Source organism: Mesorhizobium amorphae CCNWGS0123, assembly GCF_001686985.1.
GTDB classification, from domain to species: domain Bacteria; phylum Pseudomonadota; class Alphaproteobacteria; order Rhizobiales; family Rhizobiaceae; genus Mesorhizobium; species Mesorhizobium amorphae.
The window spans coordinates 585,392-602,076 of the sequence record NZ_CP015322.1 but is presented as its reverse complement, the minus strand read 5'-3'; the positions used below and the strand labels follow the sequence as shown (position 1 = coordinate 602,076).

At 56.8% G+C, this 16,685-nt stretch carries 12 protein-coding genes and 2 pseudogenes; 10 read left to right on the top strand and 4 right to left on the bottom strand.

Annotated elements, in window-relative coordinates:
- The first annotated feature begins 276 nt into the window (after positions 1-276).
- From A6B35_RS32670 to A6B35_RS32650, 6 genes are read left to right on the top strand one after another with little or no spacing between them, the layout of a single operon-like run.
- The gene (locus A6B35_RS32670; protein WP_006205808.1) at positions 277-1,338 is read left to right on the top strand and encodes a homoserine dehydrogenase; all 1,062 of its coding nucleotides are present in this window, start codon (positions 277-279) and stop codon (positions 1,336-1,338) included.
- Positions 1,338-2,753: an aldehyde dehydrogenase family protein gene (locus A6B35_RS32665; protein ID WP_006205809.1), complete on the top strand. Its 1,416-nt coding sequence runs from the start codon at positions 1,338-1,340 to the stop codon at positions 2,751-2,753. Before A6B35_RS32670 ends, A6B35_RS32665 begins: the two co-directional genes overlap by 1 nt.
- 56 nt (positions 2,754-2,809) lie before the next feature.
- Positions 2,810-3,688, top strand: coding sequence for a 4-hydroxy-tetrahydrodipicolinate synthase (gene dapA / locus A6B35_RS32660; protein ID WP_006205810.1), 879 nt, complete (start codon positions 2,810-2,812; stop codon positions 3,686-3,688).
- A gap of 11 nt (positions 3,689-3,699) precedes the next feature.
- Positions 3,700-5,109, top strand: a complete 1,410-nt coding sequence (locus A6B35_RS32655) for an aspartate ammonia-lyase (protein WP_006205811.1) — start codon at positions 3,700-3,702, stop codon at positions 5,107-5,109.
- A 17-nt stretch (positions 5,110-5,126) separates the two neighbouring features.
- Entirely contained in the window at positions 5,127-5,948 is an 822-nt protein-coding gene (locus A6B35_RS35135; protein WP_006205812.1) for a phosphotransferase, read from the top strand.
- The gene (locus tag A6B35_RS32650; protein ID WP_006205813.1) at positions 5,932-6,375 is read left to right on the top strand and encodes an Lrp/AsnC family transcriptional regulator; all 444 of its coding nucleotides are present in this window, start codon (positions 5,932-5,934) and stop codon (positions 6,373-6,375) included. The genes A6B35_RS35135 and A6B35_RS32650 overlap by 17 nt, the downstream gene beginning before the upstream one ends.
- 464 nt (positions 6,376-6,839) lie before the next feature.
- On the opposite strand, the gene A6B35_RS32645 is transcribed toward A6B35_RS32650, so the two are convergent.
- Together A6B35_RS32645 and A6B35_RS35130 are read right to left on the bottom strand one after the other, a co-directional pair.
- Positions 6,840-7,871, bottom strand: a complete 1,032-nt coding sequence (locus tag A6B35_RS32645) for an IS110 family RNA-guided transposase (RefSeq protein ID WP_006205814.1) — start codon at positions 7,869-7,871, stop codon at positions 6,840-6,842.
- 318 nt (positions 7,872-8,189) lie between these two features.
- Positions 8,190-8,997: pseudogene (locus A6B35_RS35130) on the bottom strand (IS110 family RNA-guided transposase); the annotation flags it as partial.
- A 551-nt stretch (positions 8,998-9,548) separates the two neighbouring features.
- Between A6B35_RS35130 and A6B35_RS32630 the strand changes: the two are divergent.
- From A6B35_RS32630 to A6B35_RS32615, 4 genes are all read left to right on the top strand, one after another.
- Complete coding sequence (locus tag A6B35_RS32630; RefSeq protein WP_006205816.1) at positions 9,549-10,733, top strand: MFS transporter; 1,185 nt, start codon at positions 9,549-9,551, stop codon at positions 10,731-10,733.
- 11 nt (positions 10,734-10,744) lie between these two features.
- Entirely contained in the window at positions 10,745-12,022 is a 1,278-nt protein-coding gene (locus A6B35_RS32625) for a saccharopine dehydrogenase C-terminal domain-containing protein (protein ID WP_006205817.1), read from the top strand.
- Positions 11,913-13,271: a SidA/IucD/PvdA family monooxygenase gene (locus A6B35_RS32620; RefSeq protein ID WP_083209866.1), complete on the top strand. Its 1,359-nt coding sequence runs from the start codon at positions 11,913-11,915 to the stop codon at positions 13,269-13,271. Before A6B35_RS32625 ends, A6B35_RS32620 begins: the two co-directional genes overlap by 110 nt.
- Before the next feature lie 71 nt (positions 13,272-13,342).
- Positions 13,343-15,265 carry a class I tRNA ligase family protein gene (locus A6B35_RS32615; protein ID WP_157999206.1) on the top strand — a complete coding sequence of 641 codons (1,923 nt, stop codon included), beginning with the start codon at positions 13,343-13,345 and terminating at the stop codon, positions 15,263-15,265.
- Between the two features lie 255 nt (positions 15,266-15,520).
- On the opposite strand, the pseudogene A6B35_RS32610 reads toward A6B35_RS32615, so the two are convergent.
- Both A6B35_RS32610 and A6B35_RS32605 read right to left on the bottom strand, forming a co-directional pair.
- Positions 15,521-15,712 (bottom strand): annotated as a pseudogene (locus tag A6B35_RS32610) (DDE-type integrase/transposase/recombinase); the annotation flags it as partial.
- Between the two features lie 330 nt (positions 15,713-16,042).
- Entirely contained in the window at positions 16,043-16,678 is a 636-nt protein-coding gene (locus tag A6B35_RS32605) for an FMN-binding negative transcriptional regulator (protein ID WP_006201714.1), read from the bottom strand.
- Positions 16,679-16,685: the final 7 nt, after the last annotated feature.

Sequence of the window (16,685 nt, the reverse complement as noted above, 5' to 3'; positions counted from 1 at the left end):
AGCCAGAGTCTTCACGGACTTGCTCTCTGGTCCAACATGGGAGCCGTCTGGCTCCGGCACAAGTATATGCCATCAGCGGTCCGACCTTGATGGTCCGGCGACCACCCACCGGCGAATCGGAGGCGATTGGTTCCCGCGGCTGGAAGGCCATTGGTCGCAACGCCAACAAAATAGCGGCAAAATGAGCAAAGTGCTCGGTTGTTTGGTCCTATTGCGGCGTTTCCACTGTGCGGTCCGCACCCGCATGATGCCCGCACAATTCTTTGGAGGATCGTCATGACAGTTTACAATATTGCGCTTATTGGCTTTGGCGGTGTGAACCGGGCCTTGGCAGGACTTATCGCGACAAAAAATCCGCAGTGGGAGCGCCAGCTTGGCTTCCAGTTAAACATCGTCGCCGTCAGTGATCTCTACCTGGGCTCGGTGATATCACCCAACGGGCTTGACCCGCGGATGCTCACTGAGGCCAATTTCACCAAAGGTGGCTTTGGGCAGCTTTCCGGCGGCAGTTCTGAGGCTGACAATGAAACTGTCATCAAGCTGGCGCCAGCAGACATTGTCGTTGAAGCGACGTTCACCAACCCGAAAGATGGGGAGCCTGCCGTCAGCCATTGCCGTTGGGCGCTTCAAGCAGGCAAACATGTCGTCACGACCAACAAGGGTCCGGTAGCTCTTGCCGCCCAGGAGCTCAAGGCACTGGCCAAATCTCGCGGCGTGCGCTTCGAGTATGAGGGCGCCGTCATGAGCGGAACTCCGGTAATGCGACTGGCGGACAAAACGCTGGCCGGCGCCGAAATGAAAGGTTTTGAGGGCATTCTCAACGGCACCTCGAATTTCGTCTTGGGACGCATGGAGGGGGGGTTGGACTTCTCCTCTGCCGTCAAAGAGGCGCAGGCCCTTGGATATGCTGAGGCCGACCCAACTGCGGACGTTGAGGGCCATGATGTTCGACTGAAAGTCGTGATCCTTGCAAACGAGTTGCTGGGGGCAAACCTCAAGCCCGAGGATGTCACCTGCGAGGGCATCTCAAGATTGTCTCCTCACGACATTGAAACGGCTGCCAAGGAGAATTGCCGGTGGAAGCTCATCGGATCCGCGGCTCGTGGTGTAGATGGGATTGTCGTTGGCAGTGTTGCTCCCAAGAGACTAGCTCTAGAGCACCCGCTCGCAGGAGTCGGAGGCGCAACGAACGCAGTTTCACTCAACACGGAGCTGCTTGGATCGGTGACGATAACAGGACCAGGCGCTGGACGGGTCGAGACTGCGTATGCCCTTCTGTCTGATATTGTTGCCATCCACTCTGCTCAACCGTCGAAAGACGCAAAGGAGGCTGCATAATGCGCAGTGCAGCCCTGAGCGAAACCACCTTTACTCAAGATATCATCGTGAGAAGCCCCTTCGACGGGACGGTCGTGGGAACAGTTCCCGAGACCAGTGCTGCAAGCGTGAGCTCGCTCTTGGAACGGGCAAAGCGGGGAGCCGAGATCGCAAGAGCCCTGCCGCGATACAAGCGCTCGGCTATCCTGGAAAGGGCAGCTGCGACAATCCAGGCCAACCTGGAAGAATTCTCGCTGCTCATCGTGAGCGAGGCGGGGAAAACCATCGTGCAGGCCCGCAAGGAAGCAACGCGGTGCGTCAACACTCTCAAACTTTCGGCGGATGAAGCAAAACGAAATGCGGGCGAGATCATACCGTTCGACTCCTACCTCGGGTCGGAATCTCGCCAGGGCTGGTACACACGGGAGCCTTTGGGCATTATCGCTGCCATTACGCCCTATAACGACCCGCTGAACCTCGTCGCCCATAAACTTGGCCCCGCAATCGCCGGCGGCAATGCCGTGCTCTTGAAGCCGTCAGAACTCACGCCACTTTCCGCCCTCAAGCTGGTCGACACCTTGATCACTAGCGGCTTGCCTGAGGAGATCGTGACCGTTGCCGTCGGTGGGCCGGAGCTTGGTAAGGCGCTTGTTTCTGCGCGCGACGTGCGCATGATATCTTTCACAGGTGGGTTCAACACCGGCGAGGCGATCACAAGGACCGCGGGCATCAAGAAGCTTGCAATGGACCTTGGCGGCAACGCTCCCGTCATCGTGATGGAAAATTGCAATTTCGATGCAGCCGTCGACGCCTGCGTTTCCGGGGCCTATTGGGCAGCTGGCCAAAACTGCATAGGCACGCAGAGAATTCTCGTACAGAACGCTATCTATGAACGGTTCAGGTCAACGTTCGTCGAGGCGACCGCAAGATTGAAGGCCGGAAATCCCCTTGAGCAAACGACCGACATCGGCCCGATGATCTCAGAAGGAGCGATCTTGCGAGCCACTGCAATGGTCGATCAAGCAATCTCGGCGGGAGCCGCTTTGCTCTGTGGTCATCACCGGCATGGGAATCTCTACGCGCCTACCGTTCTGGAGAATGTCCCCGCGCAATGTGCTGTCTGGTCGGAAGAGGTGTTTGCGCCGATTGTCATCCTGCAACCGTTTGGTGAGCTGAAGGATGCCATCGCGATGGCTAACGAGCCCGAGTACAGTCTCCATGCCGGAATATTCACCAACGATCTGGACCACGCCCTCGATGCCGCCAGCGGAATTGATGCATCTGGCGTCATGATCAACGACTCTTCGGACTATCGTTTCGACGCGATGCCCTTCGGCGGCTTTAAATATGGCAGCATGGGACGAGAAGGCGTTCGGTTCGCCTATGAGGAAATGACGCAACCCAAGGTCGTTTGCATAAACAGACTGCAACGATAACCGGCGTCTTGCAGCTGGCAGCCGCCAGCAATTGTTGCCTGAGGGGAAAAGTGTAGATGTTCAAAGGTTCTATCACAGCGCTTGTAACACCGTTCAAGGACGGCCACGTCGATGACGTTGCATTGGGCGACTTCATTGAATGGCAAATCGCTGAAGGGTCATCAGGTCTGGTACCGTGTGGAACGACAGGAGAAAGTCCAACACTTACCCATGCCGAGCACAAGAGGGTGGTGGAGATCACCATAGACGCCGCCGCCGGTCGTGTACCAGTCATCGCAGGGGCGGGCTCCAACAGCACCGAGGAAGCGCTTGATTTCGTGCGCCATGCTCAAGACGCCGGCGCCGACGGACTGCTCATTGTCTCTCCCTACTACAACAAGCCGACGCAGGAGGGAATCTACCAGCATTTCAAGGCGATCGACGCTGTCAGCAGACTTCCGATCATAGTTTACAATATACCGCCTCGCAGCGTCGTCGACATCCAAGTTGAAACTCTGGCGCGAATATTCAAAAACTGTCGCAATGTTTGTGGGGTTAAGGACGCCACGGGCAACATATTGCGTCCCTCGCTCGAGCGCATCGCGTGCGGCCCGGAATTCAATTTGTTGTCGGGCGAAGACGGAACTGCCTTGGGTTATATGGCCCATGGCGGGCATGGATGCATTTCGGTGACCGCAAACGTCGCACCCCGTCTTTGTGCTCAATTTCAGCAGGCCTGTCTGGACGGCGATTTTGCAGCAGCGCTCAAATTTCAGGATCAGCTGATGCCGCTCCACAGAGCGCTCTTTCTCGAAACGAATCCCGCTGGTCCCAAACATGCCTTGGAGCTACTTGGTAGGATGAAGGCAGACCTTCGATTGCCGCTCGTCGCTGTCAGCCCGACGGTCCAGGATGAAATCAAGCGTGCCATGCTGCATGCTGGCATCCTCGCATGAGAGGGCAAGACATGTCGCCAGGACGTATTGAAACCGATCTTATCGGCCCGCTCCTCATTCCCGGCAACGTTCTCTATGGTGTGCACACCGCACGTGCAGCTGAGAACTTTTACGTTTCAGGGCTACAACTGAAGGACTTTCCCGAACTCATACAATCCATGGCCATGGTGAAGAAAGCAGCGGCGCTGGCCAATATGGACCTCGGGCTGATATCAAGATCAAAATCAATGGCAATTTCCGAGGCTTGTGAAGATCTAATAGAACTGCAAGGCATTGATCAGAATTTCCCTGTTGACATGATGCAGGGTGGAGCTGGGACCTCCACCAACATGAACGTCAATGAGGTTGTAGCAAACCTCGCTCTCATCAAAATTGGAGGGGTAGTGGGGGACTATGCCACGCTGCATCCCAATGACGACGTCAACTTGTCACAGTCAACCAACGACGTTTACCCAACGGCAATACGCCTAACCATCTTGCGGGCCTGCGATGCACTAATCGCGTCGCAGGTAAATATTCGAGACGCCTTCCGAGTGAAGGCAGCTCAGTATGATCAAGTCGCAAAAGTTGGTCGCACACAGCTTCAGGACGCCGTGCCTATGACGATTGGCCAAGAGTTTGAGGCGTTCGCGGAACTGATGGAAGAAGACATAGTGCATTTACAATCAGCGTCGAGGCTGCTGATGGAGGTTAACCTGGGTGGATCGGCGATCGGCACTTCCATCAATGTTCCACCTGGCTTTTCAGGCCTTGCCTGCAGTCATCTCAATCAAATTTCTGGCTTTGATTTGGTGCCTGCTCGCAACCTTGTCGAAGCCACTTCCGACACCGGAGCCTTCGTTACCTTCTCCGGCGCTTTGAAGCGAATCGCGGTAAAGCTTTCAAAAATATGCAACGACTTGCGTCTGTTGAGCAGCGGCCCTCGCACGGGTTTCGGAGAGATCCGACTGCCGGCCGTACAAGCTGGCTCGTCCATAATGCCGGGAAAAGTCAATCCGGTCATCCCGGAGATGATGAACCAGATTGGGTTTCAGGTGGTAGGCAATGATTTGACGGTGACGCTCGCGGCGAGCGCGGGCCAGCTGCAGCTGAACGCGATGGAGCCCGTCATAGTTTTGAACATTCTTCAATCCATGCGCATGTTGACAAGAGGTATCAAAATTCTGAAGCAGCGTTGCGTAGAAGGAATCGAGGTCGATGTTGATCGATGCAAATCGTTTTGCGATCAATCTCTCGTTCTCGCTACGCCACTGGCGGCACTGATTGGTTATAGTAAAGCTTCGGCTCTTTCAATGAGAGCTTTGGGGGAAAAGAAACCACTTCGGCAAGTCGTAGAAGAAGAGGGTATCTTATCTCGAGACCAGATTGTTCGGATATTCGGCATCTCTGATTGCCCCTCCACATCACCGAATAATTCCTAAGATTGGCGGCAAGGGTTATGGCTGTATTCACAGAGCTCTCTGACGGCGATCGCGACGCTATTGCGTCTGCGTACGGGATAACATCGTTGTTATCTGTCATCGGCATTGCTGATGGAGACCGCGAGACGACCTATCTTTTCAGATCCAAAGAAAATGACCTTATCGTCACCCTGTTCGAAAATGGCGCCGAACCGTCAGATCTGGAACGAGCATTTGAAACCATGGAGAGGCTCCACAAAAACGGAGTCCCTTGTCCGAAGCCAATTCGAAGCCTCGACGGAAATGCCACCTCTCGAGCAGCTGGCAAACTCGTAGCGATCGTGAGTTTCGTGCCTGGATCGTCAACGTTTGATCCCGTAACGCGCAAGTGTCACAGCCTAGGGCAGACCATGGCAAGGATTCACTCCATTTTGCAGCCCCATCCGAATAGATCTTCGTATGAGCTGCCGACAGGACCGGTTCACGGAGCACTGGTCCATCAGAATGTTTTCTTTCTCGATGACAAGGTCAGCGGTATCATAAATTTTCGACTCCGCCATGATGATGCGCTCATTTCGGAAGTTGCAGATGTGCTTGTTGACTGGACAGGTAGGTCGAACGGAGGCTTGGATAATGACAACGCTCAAGCACTGCTGGCTGGATACCAGAGTGTTAGAAGTTTGTCGGATGCTGAACGAGATGCGCTACCTGCCTTTGTGATGGCGGCAACAGCCAGGTGCTATGGGAGAAAGGGAGATCACAGGCATCTCCCTGACATTGCTGTAAACGCATATCGATCGGCTAGCGGGATAATGCAATCAGGACTGGTTGGCTTGGATCCCCATGAAATACCTGCTTGATAGAACCGATGAAAAAATCCTGAACGAATTGAAGAACAACGCACGCATATCGCATGCTGAATTGTCCGGACAAGTCAACTTGTCGCGTAACGCTGTTCGCGTGCGCATCGAACGACTTGAGCGGGAAGGCTTCATCAAAGGCTACACAATCGTGTCCGGTGAAGGTTTGAGCAGCGAAGCTCTCACAACCGCAATGATGTTCGTTTATAGACATGATCGGATGAGAGGTGGCGAGGTCATACACGCGTTGCGGCGTATTCCGGAGGTTGTTTCATGTGACGTGATGACCGGGGACTTTGATCTTTTGGTGCGGGTGGAGTCCGGTGACGCGGACCGTATTCGGCAAATCTGGCAGCAAATCTCCGAATTGCCAGGGGTACGTGATACCCTTACGGCGTTTGCTTTATCATCCGTCATTCGAAAATAGCACTATCGGCTCTGAGGAGAGCCAACTCAGGTTGCATTGCTGATCGTCCGATCCGTGTTTCTGCCGGTGTGGAGAGCCTCGCCTTCTCGCAGCGGCCGTCCAGAGCGGGGTCGGCTGGCCGGGCCCTCGCTTTTAGTCGATGGCCTCGGACGCCGGTCGGGGTTCATGTCTGGACGTATATGGACCCCGCCCGATTGCAACAGGTCGGCTGGATCAGGATCGTTGGTCACAACTGCTGACGTATATCCGGCTTCCTGATGCGGCTGGACAACGTCTTCGCCGCGAGCCCCGATGGATTTTCGCGCGCTTCCACCTCGTCGGCCCCTAGACATTGGCCGAAGCCAAGCCGGTCCACACACCAGGTTCGGGAAGCGACGGAATGACCGTTTCACCATCTCCTACCATTTTGCTGCAATTGCCGGGGTGAGACCTCCTTCTGTTGTTCCTTCGTTTGCCGCTTCGCCTCAAGCTGCTTTCACCGACGGTGCAGGCTCGTAGAATGTGCTGCCCGAGAGCATGGCCCACACGATCCTCGCATTCTTGTTGGCGAGCGCGACAGCCGCGACATTGGGATGCCGCCTTTGCCGCAACTTATTAAGCCAAAGGCTTCGAGGATCCTGCTTGCCAGCTGCTTTGCCGAGCGCAGCGCGAGCGCCATGGATCATCAATGTGCGCAGATAGCGATCGCCGCGTTTGCTGATACCGAATAGGCGGGCTCGCCCTCCACTGGATCGTTGTTTCGGCACCAGGCCGAGCCAGGCCGCGAACTGACGGCCGTTCTTGAAACAGGTTCTATTGCCCACGGCAGCGATCAAGGCGGTTGCCGTTACGGGGCCGATGCCTTCGATCTTTCCAAGCCGTTGGCACTGCTCGCTGGTGCGGAAGATCTCTCGTATCCGCCGGTCATAGGTTGCAATGCGATCATCGAGTTCGGCCATTTCCGCCCGCAACTCCCTCATGAGCGAACGGACCATGTCGCTGAGGCCGTCATCGTCGTTTCCGACGATGACGGCAAGGCCGCGTCGCAGCTGCGAGATGTCACGAGCAATGACCATCCCATGCTCGGAAAGGAGGCCACGAATCTGATTGACGAGTCTGACCCGGTCGGCGACCAGACGCCGACGAATGCGATGAACGGCCTGGATTGCCAGCTGATCAGTCGACTTCGGCGGCACAAAGCGCATTGATGGCCGACCGACCGCCTCGCAGATAGCTTCCGCATCGTTCCGGTCGTTCTTGTTCGATTTGACGTATGGCGTCACGAACTGAGGGCTGATCAGCCGAACCTCATGGCCGAGATCGGAAAGCACTCTTGCCCAATAATGCGCTCCGTTCGAGGCTTCCATGCCGACTAAACATCGTGGCAGGTTGGCGAAGAAGCTGGCTACCGCATCGCGACGTAGGGTTTTGCGTACGACAACTTTCCCGTGGCAGTCGACGCCGTGAACCTCGAAGACATACTTCGCAAGATCCAGACCTATTCGAACGATCTGCATGACATCCTCCTTCGTTGCAGTGACGTTCGAGATTTCACCGCGCCTGGAGGGCGGGGTCCATACCATTGGCCCCCGTTGCGCAAGGGTGATTGTGGGTGACGGACCGGCCAGGTGCAGTCATGTCTACGGCCTGTTTCATGCGAGGCTCGCCTCGCTGGCCAAGATAAAGTCCGCGGATCAGTTCCCAATCAATTTTGCGCGCTTTTGATGCGCTCTGACCCCAAGGGGTGTCCCGATCCCCGGCACGGCCGGTTCGTCATCTCCTCTCAGCATCCATGCATGTCTGCTTGTGGCGCGATTTCCGGCGCTTTGTGCCGTCGGCGCCACGTAGGTCTCGTTGCGGCGCAGAAGCGCCCACGCGATCCGCGCCATCTTGTTGGCCAGCGTGACCGCGACGACTTTCGGGCGCTTCCTCTCGAGAAGCTGCGTTGCCCAAACCTTCGCTTCAGTCGACTGACGAGCGTATCGCAGCACGGCTGCAGCGCCGACGACAAGCAGGCGGCGAAGATAGCCGTCTCCCTGTTTGCTGATGCCCATCAGACGCTCATGGCCTCCGCTCGAATGAGCTCTCGGCGTCAGGCCGAGCCAGGCGGCGAACTGTCGCCCGAACGAAACAGTGAAGCGTGGGGAACGCTCGCAGCGATCGCGCTTGCTGTGAGTGGTCCGACGCCTGGGATCGTCGCGAGGCGTTTGCTGGCGGCGTGTCCGAGATGCCATTCGAGAATGCGGGCCTCCAGCGCGGCGATCTCGGTCGCGATATGATCAGCTTGCGCGATCAGACCATCGAGCGCAGTTGCTCTCGATGAGCATCGAACACCGCCAGAAGGGCTGACAATCCACCCGGTCCCTGCGCCGCAACCAGGCCAAACTCGGCAAGATGGGCGCGAATGGCATTGGTGAGCATCGTCTTCTGGCGCACCAGGAGTTCCCGCGCCTTATGAAGCATGAGAACCGCCTGCTGGTCTTCCGATTTGACCGCTACGAAGCGCATGGTCGGCCGTGTGACGGCCTCGCAGATCGCTTCGGCATCGGCAGCATCTGTCTTGCCGCGCTTCACATATGGTTTGACATAGGCAGGCGGCATCAGGCGAACTTCGTGTCCAGCCTCGGCCAACACTCGTGCCCAGATGGCCTGTCCCGACCAACCTTCATGACACAGAAAAAACTTTGCAACACAACCCTCTCAACTCCGGGCTCCATTTGGACACGGCACGATGTTCGTGGCTCACCGGCGAGGTCAGAGCGGAGCAGTCTCAACAACGCCATCCGACATCTTTTGTCGGGTTTGTTGGGTTTGTCGAGTTCGCGATATGGCCATTTTCAGTCGATCTCTTGCTTTGCTTCGGGCTAATCGACTGAAAAGCAACCATAAAGTTCCTTCCTCAGCTCAATCAAGCAAGCTGGCATGACTCTTGAGAGCCTTCGTTGCGGGGCGGGCAACAGCTGCCGGCCATAACTCGTGTCACGGGTAGCCACGATGAACAGGCGAAGGACGGCTCTCGATCTAAGGAAACGTATCCCTTCGACCATGACAATGGTCACATCAAAACCGCGAATCATATTCGGATACATAACTTATCTTCGTCCTAACCGACGCAAAGTACAGTTTCATGGTATAACAAAATGAACGTTCGCAGCATCTCGATCAATAATAGGCGCCTTTTGTGGCACAGGCGCATGTTCATTGCTGAACGATATCTGATTTCCTTCGCGATGGGCGTTTTTGCGCTGTTTCCAGTCTACCTGTTGTCTGTTGGGCGCGACGAGATCTTTTTTGGTTCGATCTCAGCAGCAGGCATGGCGGTCGCTATATTAATAGTTTTGATCAGTCCTACGCTGATACGCCAGTTTGGTGTGCGGAGGCTCGCACCCATCGGCGGGCTTCTCTATGCAGCAGCCTGCGCGACCGTACTCTTGAACGAATTGTCGGGGGTGCGCGCGACATTCCCCTACTTCCTCAGCTACATGCTGAAATCAGGCGGATGGGCGCTGCACTTCACTATCGGCTCGATATGCATTTCCGCCCTCTCAAGCGATGCAGACCGGCCATCGAGCTTCATGGCCTACTCCGCATTCTCCACCTTAGGGTTAACCTGCGGACCGCTGCTGAGCAGCCTCCTTACCCGGTACGCCGGCTTGGGCACGCTGGATATGTTCATTCTGGCAATGCTCGCGGCGACGGCAGGGGCAGCGTTGTCATCGTGGGCAGCGCGACATGCGGCGAACATCGGCGAAGCCGATATTCCGAATAACGCCTCGATTGCGCGCGACCTTTTTGATCTCCTCTTCAGCAAATCTGCTCTGTTTTTTGTTCTTGTACTGTTGTCCGCAAGCATTTACACTAGCTTGATAAACTTCCAGGTTACATTTGCGAATAATTCAGGTCTACCGTACGAAATATTCTTTGGCTTTTGGGCCATAGGATCAGTCGGCTCCAGATTTGCAATTGGTCCGCGCGTAACCCGCAGTGCGGCCGACCGCACCTTGCCGCTACTTCTGGGCGGGATGGTCGTTTCGCTTCTCGGCTTTCACTACTCCCCGGGCCACCCCGTCATTTACGCAATGGCATCGCTGGCGACCGGCATAACTTATGGGCTATCCTATCCCCTGATACAGGCAGAAGCCATCCGCGTGACTGCGCCGCAGTCCCGGACTTTGGTGCAGATCATCTTCAGCCTTTGCTATTTTCTTGGCCTGTATTTCTTCCCCTTCGCCGCAGGGCTCGTCTCAGTCCATCTGGGATATGACACGCTGACGCTGTTGATTGCCGGCTTGGCTCTACTGCAAACGGCTATCGCTCTCCTTGGCTATCGCACGATCCGGCGCAAGCCGACCCCGACCGTAGTTGGCAGTAAAGGCTGAAGCAGGGCACTATGCACGAGAGATCACACGTCGTCATCGGAGCCGGGCCGGTCGGTCGGGCAGTGGCGCTGCAACTTGCGGACCAGCCGGACTCGTTCGTTGTCGTGATTGACAGGAGCCATTCTGCGCTTGCCGTGGCGCAACGGCTTCTGGGCAATCTCGCAAACGTCCGCTTCGACGTGTCGTTGGGTCCATCCGCTCTCTCGGTTCAAGCCCGATCGCTGATCATGGCTACGTCTTGGAGAGATTCCCGAGTTTTGGTCGGCAAGCTTTTGCACCAAACGCACGAGGCAGGTCTACACACCCCTATTATTTGCGTCGGCAGGCCGAGCCCTGGGGATCTTGACATTCTCCGGGTACCGCCTAACGGTCCGCCCGTAGTCTTGGGAGCGGGTCTCGAACCAGGACTGGTTGAATCTTTAGTCTCGCTGGTTGCGGCTGAAATAAAGGACATAGAGAGCATAGTAACTCATTGCGGAGGGATTCCCAGAATTCCGGAACCTCCGCTGAACTATGCTCTCGCCTTTGGGCGTCGGCTGCCCATAGAGCAGAGGCTCGCGTTTGCTCGAATCGACGGCCAAGCCGTAACGCGAAATCGCTTCGAAAGCGTATCTCAGCTGTTCGTGGATGGTGTCGGCCTTCTCGAAGCATACGATGATGCAATGGTTTCGTCGACGGCTGCAGGCGCTCATCCTAGCATTCCAACGCTTCGACAGTTGACTGTGCGGTGGCCTGGCTTTGCGGATGGCGTTCGGATGTTGCATCGCCTCGGGCTGCTGTCCGACGAGGAGATCGAAATCGGGAGCGCGCGCCTGCAGGTCAAGGAGGTCACGGAGGCGCTTTTAAGTCGCCGGAACCCAAATGACGATGGCGACCAGGTCGTCCTTGACATCGCCATTGAGGATCGCCAAGGGCGGGTTGGCCGTTGGACGTGCATCCTGCGCTCCGAGCTTCAGGAGCGAGGCATCTCAAGCATGGCTATCGCCACCGCAGTTCCGGTGGCCGCAGCCGTGGAATGCGTCACGCGTCAACAGTTGCGGGGTCCCATACACCCCAGCAAAGCCGCGCTCGCCGATGTTGCCGCGATGGCCCTCGAGCAACTGAGGAGAAGCCGGATCGCTGTCTTAGCCGAGCGCGCGACCGGGCTGTTGGAAACAAGCACAATTTTGGGAGCTGGTCATGCAAAGACGAAAGACACTACTCGTGGGGAGCGGACCAGCAAACCTGGCACTGCTGACCTGCCTCAAGGAGCGGGGATCCTCAGTTCTGGATTCGCTGGAAGTCCTTGAGCGCCGCGACAGCGCAGAATGGCACCCGGGCATCGCCTTCGAGGATTCGATGCTCCAAGTGTCGTTGTTCAAGGACCTGGCGTTCCTGAGGAATCCGGCAAGCCCATTCACTTTTTTCTCGTTCCTGCGTGACAAGGAGCTTCTCTATCACTTCATCCATACGAACAATCTGTATCCTTCAAGGAAGCTGTTTTCCGACTATCTGGTCTGGGTAAGCCGGTTCTTTGCGAACAAGATTTCTTTCGGCAAGGAGGCGGTGGCGGCCAGGTTCCACGAGAAGCCGTCGGGAACCCAAACCCTTGTCGTCACGACCAGGGATGTCTCGAGCGGAGATGTTTCAGAAATCGAGGCAGACGACGTGGTCGTCAGCCTTGGGCATGAGCCATACATCCCCGAAGAACTGGCCGTCGACTCCGGCCGCGTGGTGCATTCAAACTTCTTCCTATCCCATGCGAACGAGGGAATAATCAACGCTAACGCTCGCGTTGCGGTCGTCGGGTCCGGGCAAAGCGCCGGCGAGATAGTCAGATTCCTGCTCCAACACCGGGAAGTGTCGGAAGTTATCGTCGTTGGTCGGCGCCACCTCTTCGAACAGACGGATGACAACCCGTTCGTAAATGATTTCTACACTTATCCACACTCGCTGAAGTTCGCGGAGTTGCCACTTGAAGATCGCAAGAGCTTTCTTTCCGACACTAGGAACACGAACTTCTCCACCGTCACCAAGGACGTCCTCAAAAGCATCTACGATCTTCGATTCGAGGACCAGGCGTGCGGACGCGACAGGCTCAGGCTGTTCCCGTATACTGAAATCACGGCGGCAAAGCGTCTCGAGAATGGTCTTCGTCTAGACCTTCGCGGAATCGGAGGCAAGCCGGACTCCACGACGCTTGAAATTGACCTCCTGGTATGCGCGACGGGCTTTTCAAACCGTCGCCATCTATCATTTTTCCAACTGCTGCAACCGCGAATGGAAGATGGCGACGTCGTTGTCGATGAGTCCTTCGAAGTGGGACTCGATCAGATGCCAGAATCTTGTTTCACCGGTCCGAGACCTCGCGTTTTCTTGTTGAACCACTCTTTTGGCCTTCGGGGCCCAACGGAGCACACACTCGGCGGTCTGGCCGAACGGGCTGCGGTGGTGGCGAAGGCGCTGCAAGACGGGCACGTGCTTCAACCTGCTCGAGGTCGCCCCGAGACCTTGCCAGCGGCACGGCCAACCGGAAATTCGAGACTGGAAACGAAATGATGTGTTCGCAAGTAATAGATCTCAAAAATGAAACACGCGCGGTCCCCATCTCGATTGAAAGGGGCATCGTCATGCATGATCCCTTCCCGGAAGGGGGCGACGTTTCCATCCGACTATTGAAGCTCAGTCCAGGCGCGACCACTTGCCGTCACAACCATACGGAAGTCGAATTTTGGACGGTGATCTCTGGCGGCGTTCGAATTCATCTAGACGAAAAGACGTTCCTGCTGCTTGGCGGAGAGAGCATTAGGATGGACCCGCTGAGCAGGCACAGGATTGAGGCTTTGGACAGCGGTGCAGTCATGCAGACAGTGTGGTGGCACAGCCGCGCAGCCTTCGAAGAGGCGACTTCCACGAACGAAGCGATAGGAAAGAGCAGACCGCTGCTGCTTGTGCCCGCAATGCTTACCCCGAATGGGAACATGCATATAGGTCATGCCTCAGGACCGTTCCTCTACGCGGATGTGTTGCGCCGAATTGCCGAGACCGGCGGCCGAGAGGTTTTCGTGCTGCAGGGCACGCACGGTCACCTTGAGCACATTGCAATTGCGGCCGACGCTGCTGGACTGGAATACTACCAGCTGGCCGAGAAAAACACGGCTTCTTTCCAGGAGGCTCTGCATCGGCTCAATGCAGTTTCGGATATTTTCCTTGGGACAAAGCCTGACCGCCGCGGCAAGGCGGTCGTTCTCGAGGTCTTTGAGCGACTTTGCAGCAAGGGCCTGATCGCTGAAAGCGAGCATTTGGTCCCGTATGACGTCCAAAGTGGGCGCTTCAAGGTGGACGCCTTCGTCCACGGCAAATGTCCATATTGCGGCGGCTATTCCTCCGGCCACGAATGCGAGGATTGCGGCGCGCTGGTCCTCGATGCCGAACTCCAGGATCCGGTCGATCTCGACGGGCGCTCGCTGGAACGTCGTCCCCTGAAGCGCCTTTTCCTGAACCTCGCTCCATTGCATGACGCACTCGAATCCTTCGCCTCGCGGAACTTCCTGCCCATTTACGCAAAGCTCTATGTCGAGTCCTGGCTGTCCCGGGGGCTTCCGGCAGTCTGCATCTCAAACCCAAACCGGGAGGGAATTCGGATTCCAATCCCAGGATTTGAGTGCCAGCGGTTTACCATCACCATGGAACACGTGCCTCGGCACTTGCTCGCCTTAGAAACGATAAGAGAAAAGAGCGGATGCCCCGCCTTCTGGTACCAAATCCCACGGGACGAGATGCCGGAGCTGGACATTCTCTTCGGGGCGGACAACGCCTTCGGACGTCTGTTGGTTATTCCCGGGGTACTTTCGGCGCTTGATCTCCATGAGATGCTCCCCCGACGGATTTTCGTCAACCAGATGCTCACGCTTGAGGGGAAGAAGTTCTCAACATCACGAAATCACGCAATCTGGGTGAACGACATCGCTGCGGAAGAAACTGCCGAGCCGCTTCGCTTCTACTTGTGTCGGTGTCGTCCGGACGGTTCTGTCGAGGACTTCTCCATGGGTGCCTACGAGAGCTGGAAACGGGACTTCTGGGACGGACGGCTGTCGAGATCGGTCGCGAAGGCTAACGAGGTCATCGGGCGGGTCGCGACAGACGAGCTCCCGTGTCCTGGCCAGTGGTCAGCCACCGACATTGCGTTCCTCGCGGACTGCACACGCTTCAACGCGGAAGTGCGGGCGCGATTCGAAGCGGATTACCCGGACGTACGTCAGTTGACACGCGCAATCGAGGCGTTCGTCGACGCAATTGACCGCTATTCATGTTCAGTGCTGCAAGTTCCGGCTGCGCCGAAGGTGAAGGAGGCGCTTGCCCGGACTGCGGCCCGCGCGGTGACCTTCGCGCTCGTCGGACTCTGTGTCGCGACATACCCGGTCGTACCTGATTTCGCCATCTCCATCGCAAGGAGTCTGGGGCTAGAGGCTCCCAAGCTCAGCTGGTTCGACCGCGACTGGCTGGCCGAGCCAGTCCGTCTGTCTGCAAGCCATGACGCTGGAGGCCGTTGAATAACCGATCAAGGATTTCGGGCGTTCACCGCAGCCACTTTTCGAGAATCAGCCGGAGGATGCGGGCAAGCCAGGAAGTGCATCGTGGACTTCGTCTTTGATTAGCCTTGTCACCGAAACGACGCCGATGTCGTCCGGCTCGGGCGAAGTCTGACGTGTTGATGGCTTTTCAAAAGCGCGGCTAAACGACGACAAGAGTTGGTTGTATTGCAAAGTTTTTTCTGTGTCATGAAGGTTGGTCGGGACAAGCCGCTGTCATGCCGCCAGTATGGCGAACTGCTCGGCCAGGGAGGGATTTGGATTGAACGCGTACCTCGCCTGTCGCTTGCGCATCATGTGAAGCATTTCGATCCCCGACAGGGTGCTGGCGGTGGCCGGCGACTTGAAACCCAGCATCCGCCGCACACGGCGCTTGATGCGCCGGTGGTCCTGCTCGATCCTGTTGTTATCGCTATCAGGCATGAATAGGCGCGACGCGCCATCCGTATTTTCTTGCACGGACGGATCGACTACCGTCCTCCTAGGGGAGCATGAGCAAGACCTAACAACCACGGCAAGTGCAGGGCAGGGTGCTTGACGTATCGATGTTCGTCATCGTTTCAGCCGTCAGGCCGACGCGCTCGCTAACGAAAGTGACGCTGGCGCATGAGTCAGGCCTTGATTGAGCCATCGGCCCCCTTGTCGACATAGCCGTGTTGGCCGTGCATGCACAGCCAAGACAAAGCATTGAATGGACTTCGCGGTGTGGCTCAAGGATCATGTTCCATCGACATTCATTCAGACTTTCCGGGCGGCGGCTGCCAGCATCGCCTGACCGATCGGATGATCCCCCGGGGCGTTGACCATTTCCCCAGCGTTTTGGATGTCGCGCCGCTCTTTGTTCTGACTGAGCTTGGCCTTGCCGACAAGGCGAGTGATCTCGATCTCTATGCCGACGATCGCCTTGACCATTGTGTCGATAAAGTCCCTGGGTGCGTCCCCCATCTTCCACGGGGCAGGCTGGGTCGCCTCGTGCCTGTGAGTCAGTTTGGCGACATTGCGGCGGACATAGCGTTCGTCGTCGTGGATTGTGATCCGTCCATAGGCATGTGCGACGATGTAGTTCCAAGTCGGCACCTGCTTGTGAAAGTCCTGTTTGCTCGGATACCACTGGGGCGAAATATAGGCATCGCCGGCGCGGAACACCACGAGCACCTCATCGCCGGTCGCCACATCCTGCCAAACTGGATTGTTGCGGGCGACGTGGCAGCGAAGGGTGCCGTTTTCTCCATGTGACGCGTCGAGTTCGAAGGGGATGTGATTGGCGTCGAGCCCGCTCCGGCCATGGGTAATCAGCACGCCGAGGGCGTTGTTCTCGATCAGATGGTAAAGGATTTCTCGGCTCGGTTCATTGAAATGCGCGGGTACATACATGACAGTT

Coding starts and splice junctions, on each gene's coding strand:
- A6B35_RS32670 (WP_006205808.1), top strand. CDS start 277: ATGACAGTTTACAATATTGCGCTTATTGGCTTTGGCGGTGTGAACCGG.
- A6B35_RS32665 (WP_006205809.1), top strand. CDS start 1,338: ATGCGCAGTGCAGCCCTGAGCGAAACCACCTTTACTCAAGATATCATC.
- dapA (WP_006205810.1), top strand. CDS start 2,810: ATGTTCAAAGGTTCTATCACAGCGCTTGTAACACCGTTCAAGGACGGC.
- A6B35_RS32655 (WP_006205811.1), top strand. CDS start 3,700: ATGTCGCCAGGACGTATTGAAACCGATCTTATCGGCCCGCTCCTCATT.
- A6B35_RS35135 (WP_006205812.1), top strand. CDS start 5,127: ATGGCTGTATTCACAGAGCTCTCTGACGGCGATCGCGACGCTATTGCG.
- A6B35_RS32650 (WP_006205813.1), top strand. CDS start 5,932: ATGAAATACCTGCTTGATAGAACCGATGAAAAAATCCTGAACGAATTG.
- A6B35_RS32645 (WP_006205814.1), bottom strand. CDS start 7,871: ATGCAGATCGTTCGAATAGGTCTGGATCTTGCGAAGTATGTCTTCGAG.
- A6B35_RS32630 (WP_006205816.1), top strand. CDS start 9,549: ATGTTCATTGCTGAACGATATCTGATTTCCTTCGCGATGGGCGTTTTT.
- A6B35_RS32625 (WP_006205817.1), top strand. CDS start 10,745: ATGCACGAGAGATCACACGTCGTCATCGGAGCCGGGCCGGTCGGTCGG.
- A6B35_RS32620 (WP_083209866.1), top strand. CDS start 11,913: ATGCAAAGACGAAAGACACTACTCGTGGGGAGCGGACCAGCAAACCTG.
- A6B35_RS32615 (WP_157999206.1), top strand. CDS start 13,343: ATGCATGATCCCTTCCCGGAAGGGGGCGACGTTTCCATCCGACTATTG.
- A6B35_RS32605 (WP_006201714.1), bottom strand. CDS start 16,678: ATGTATGTACCCGCGCATTTCAATGAACCGAGCCGAGAAATCCTTTAC.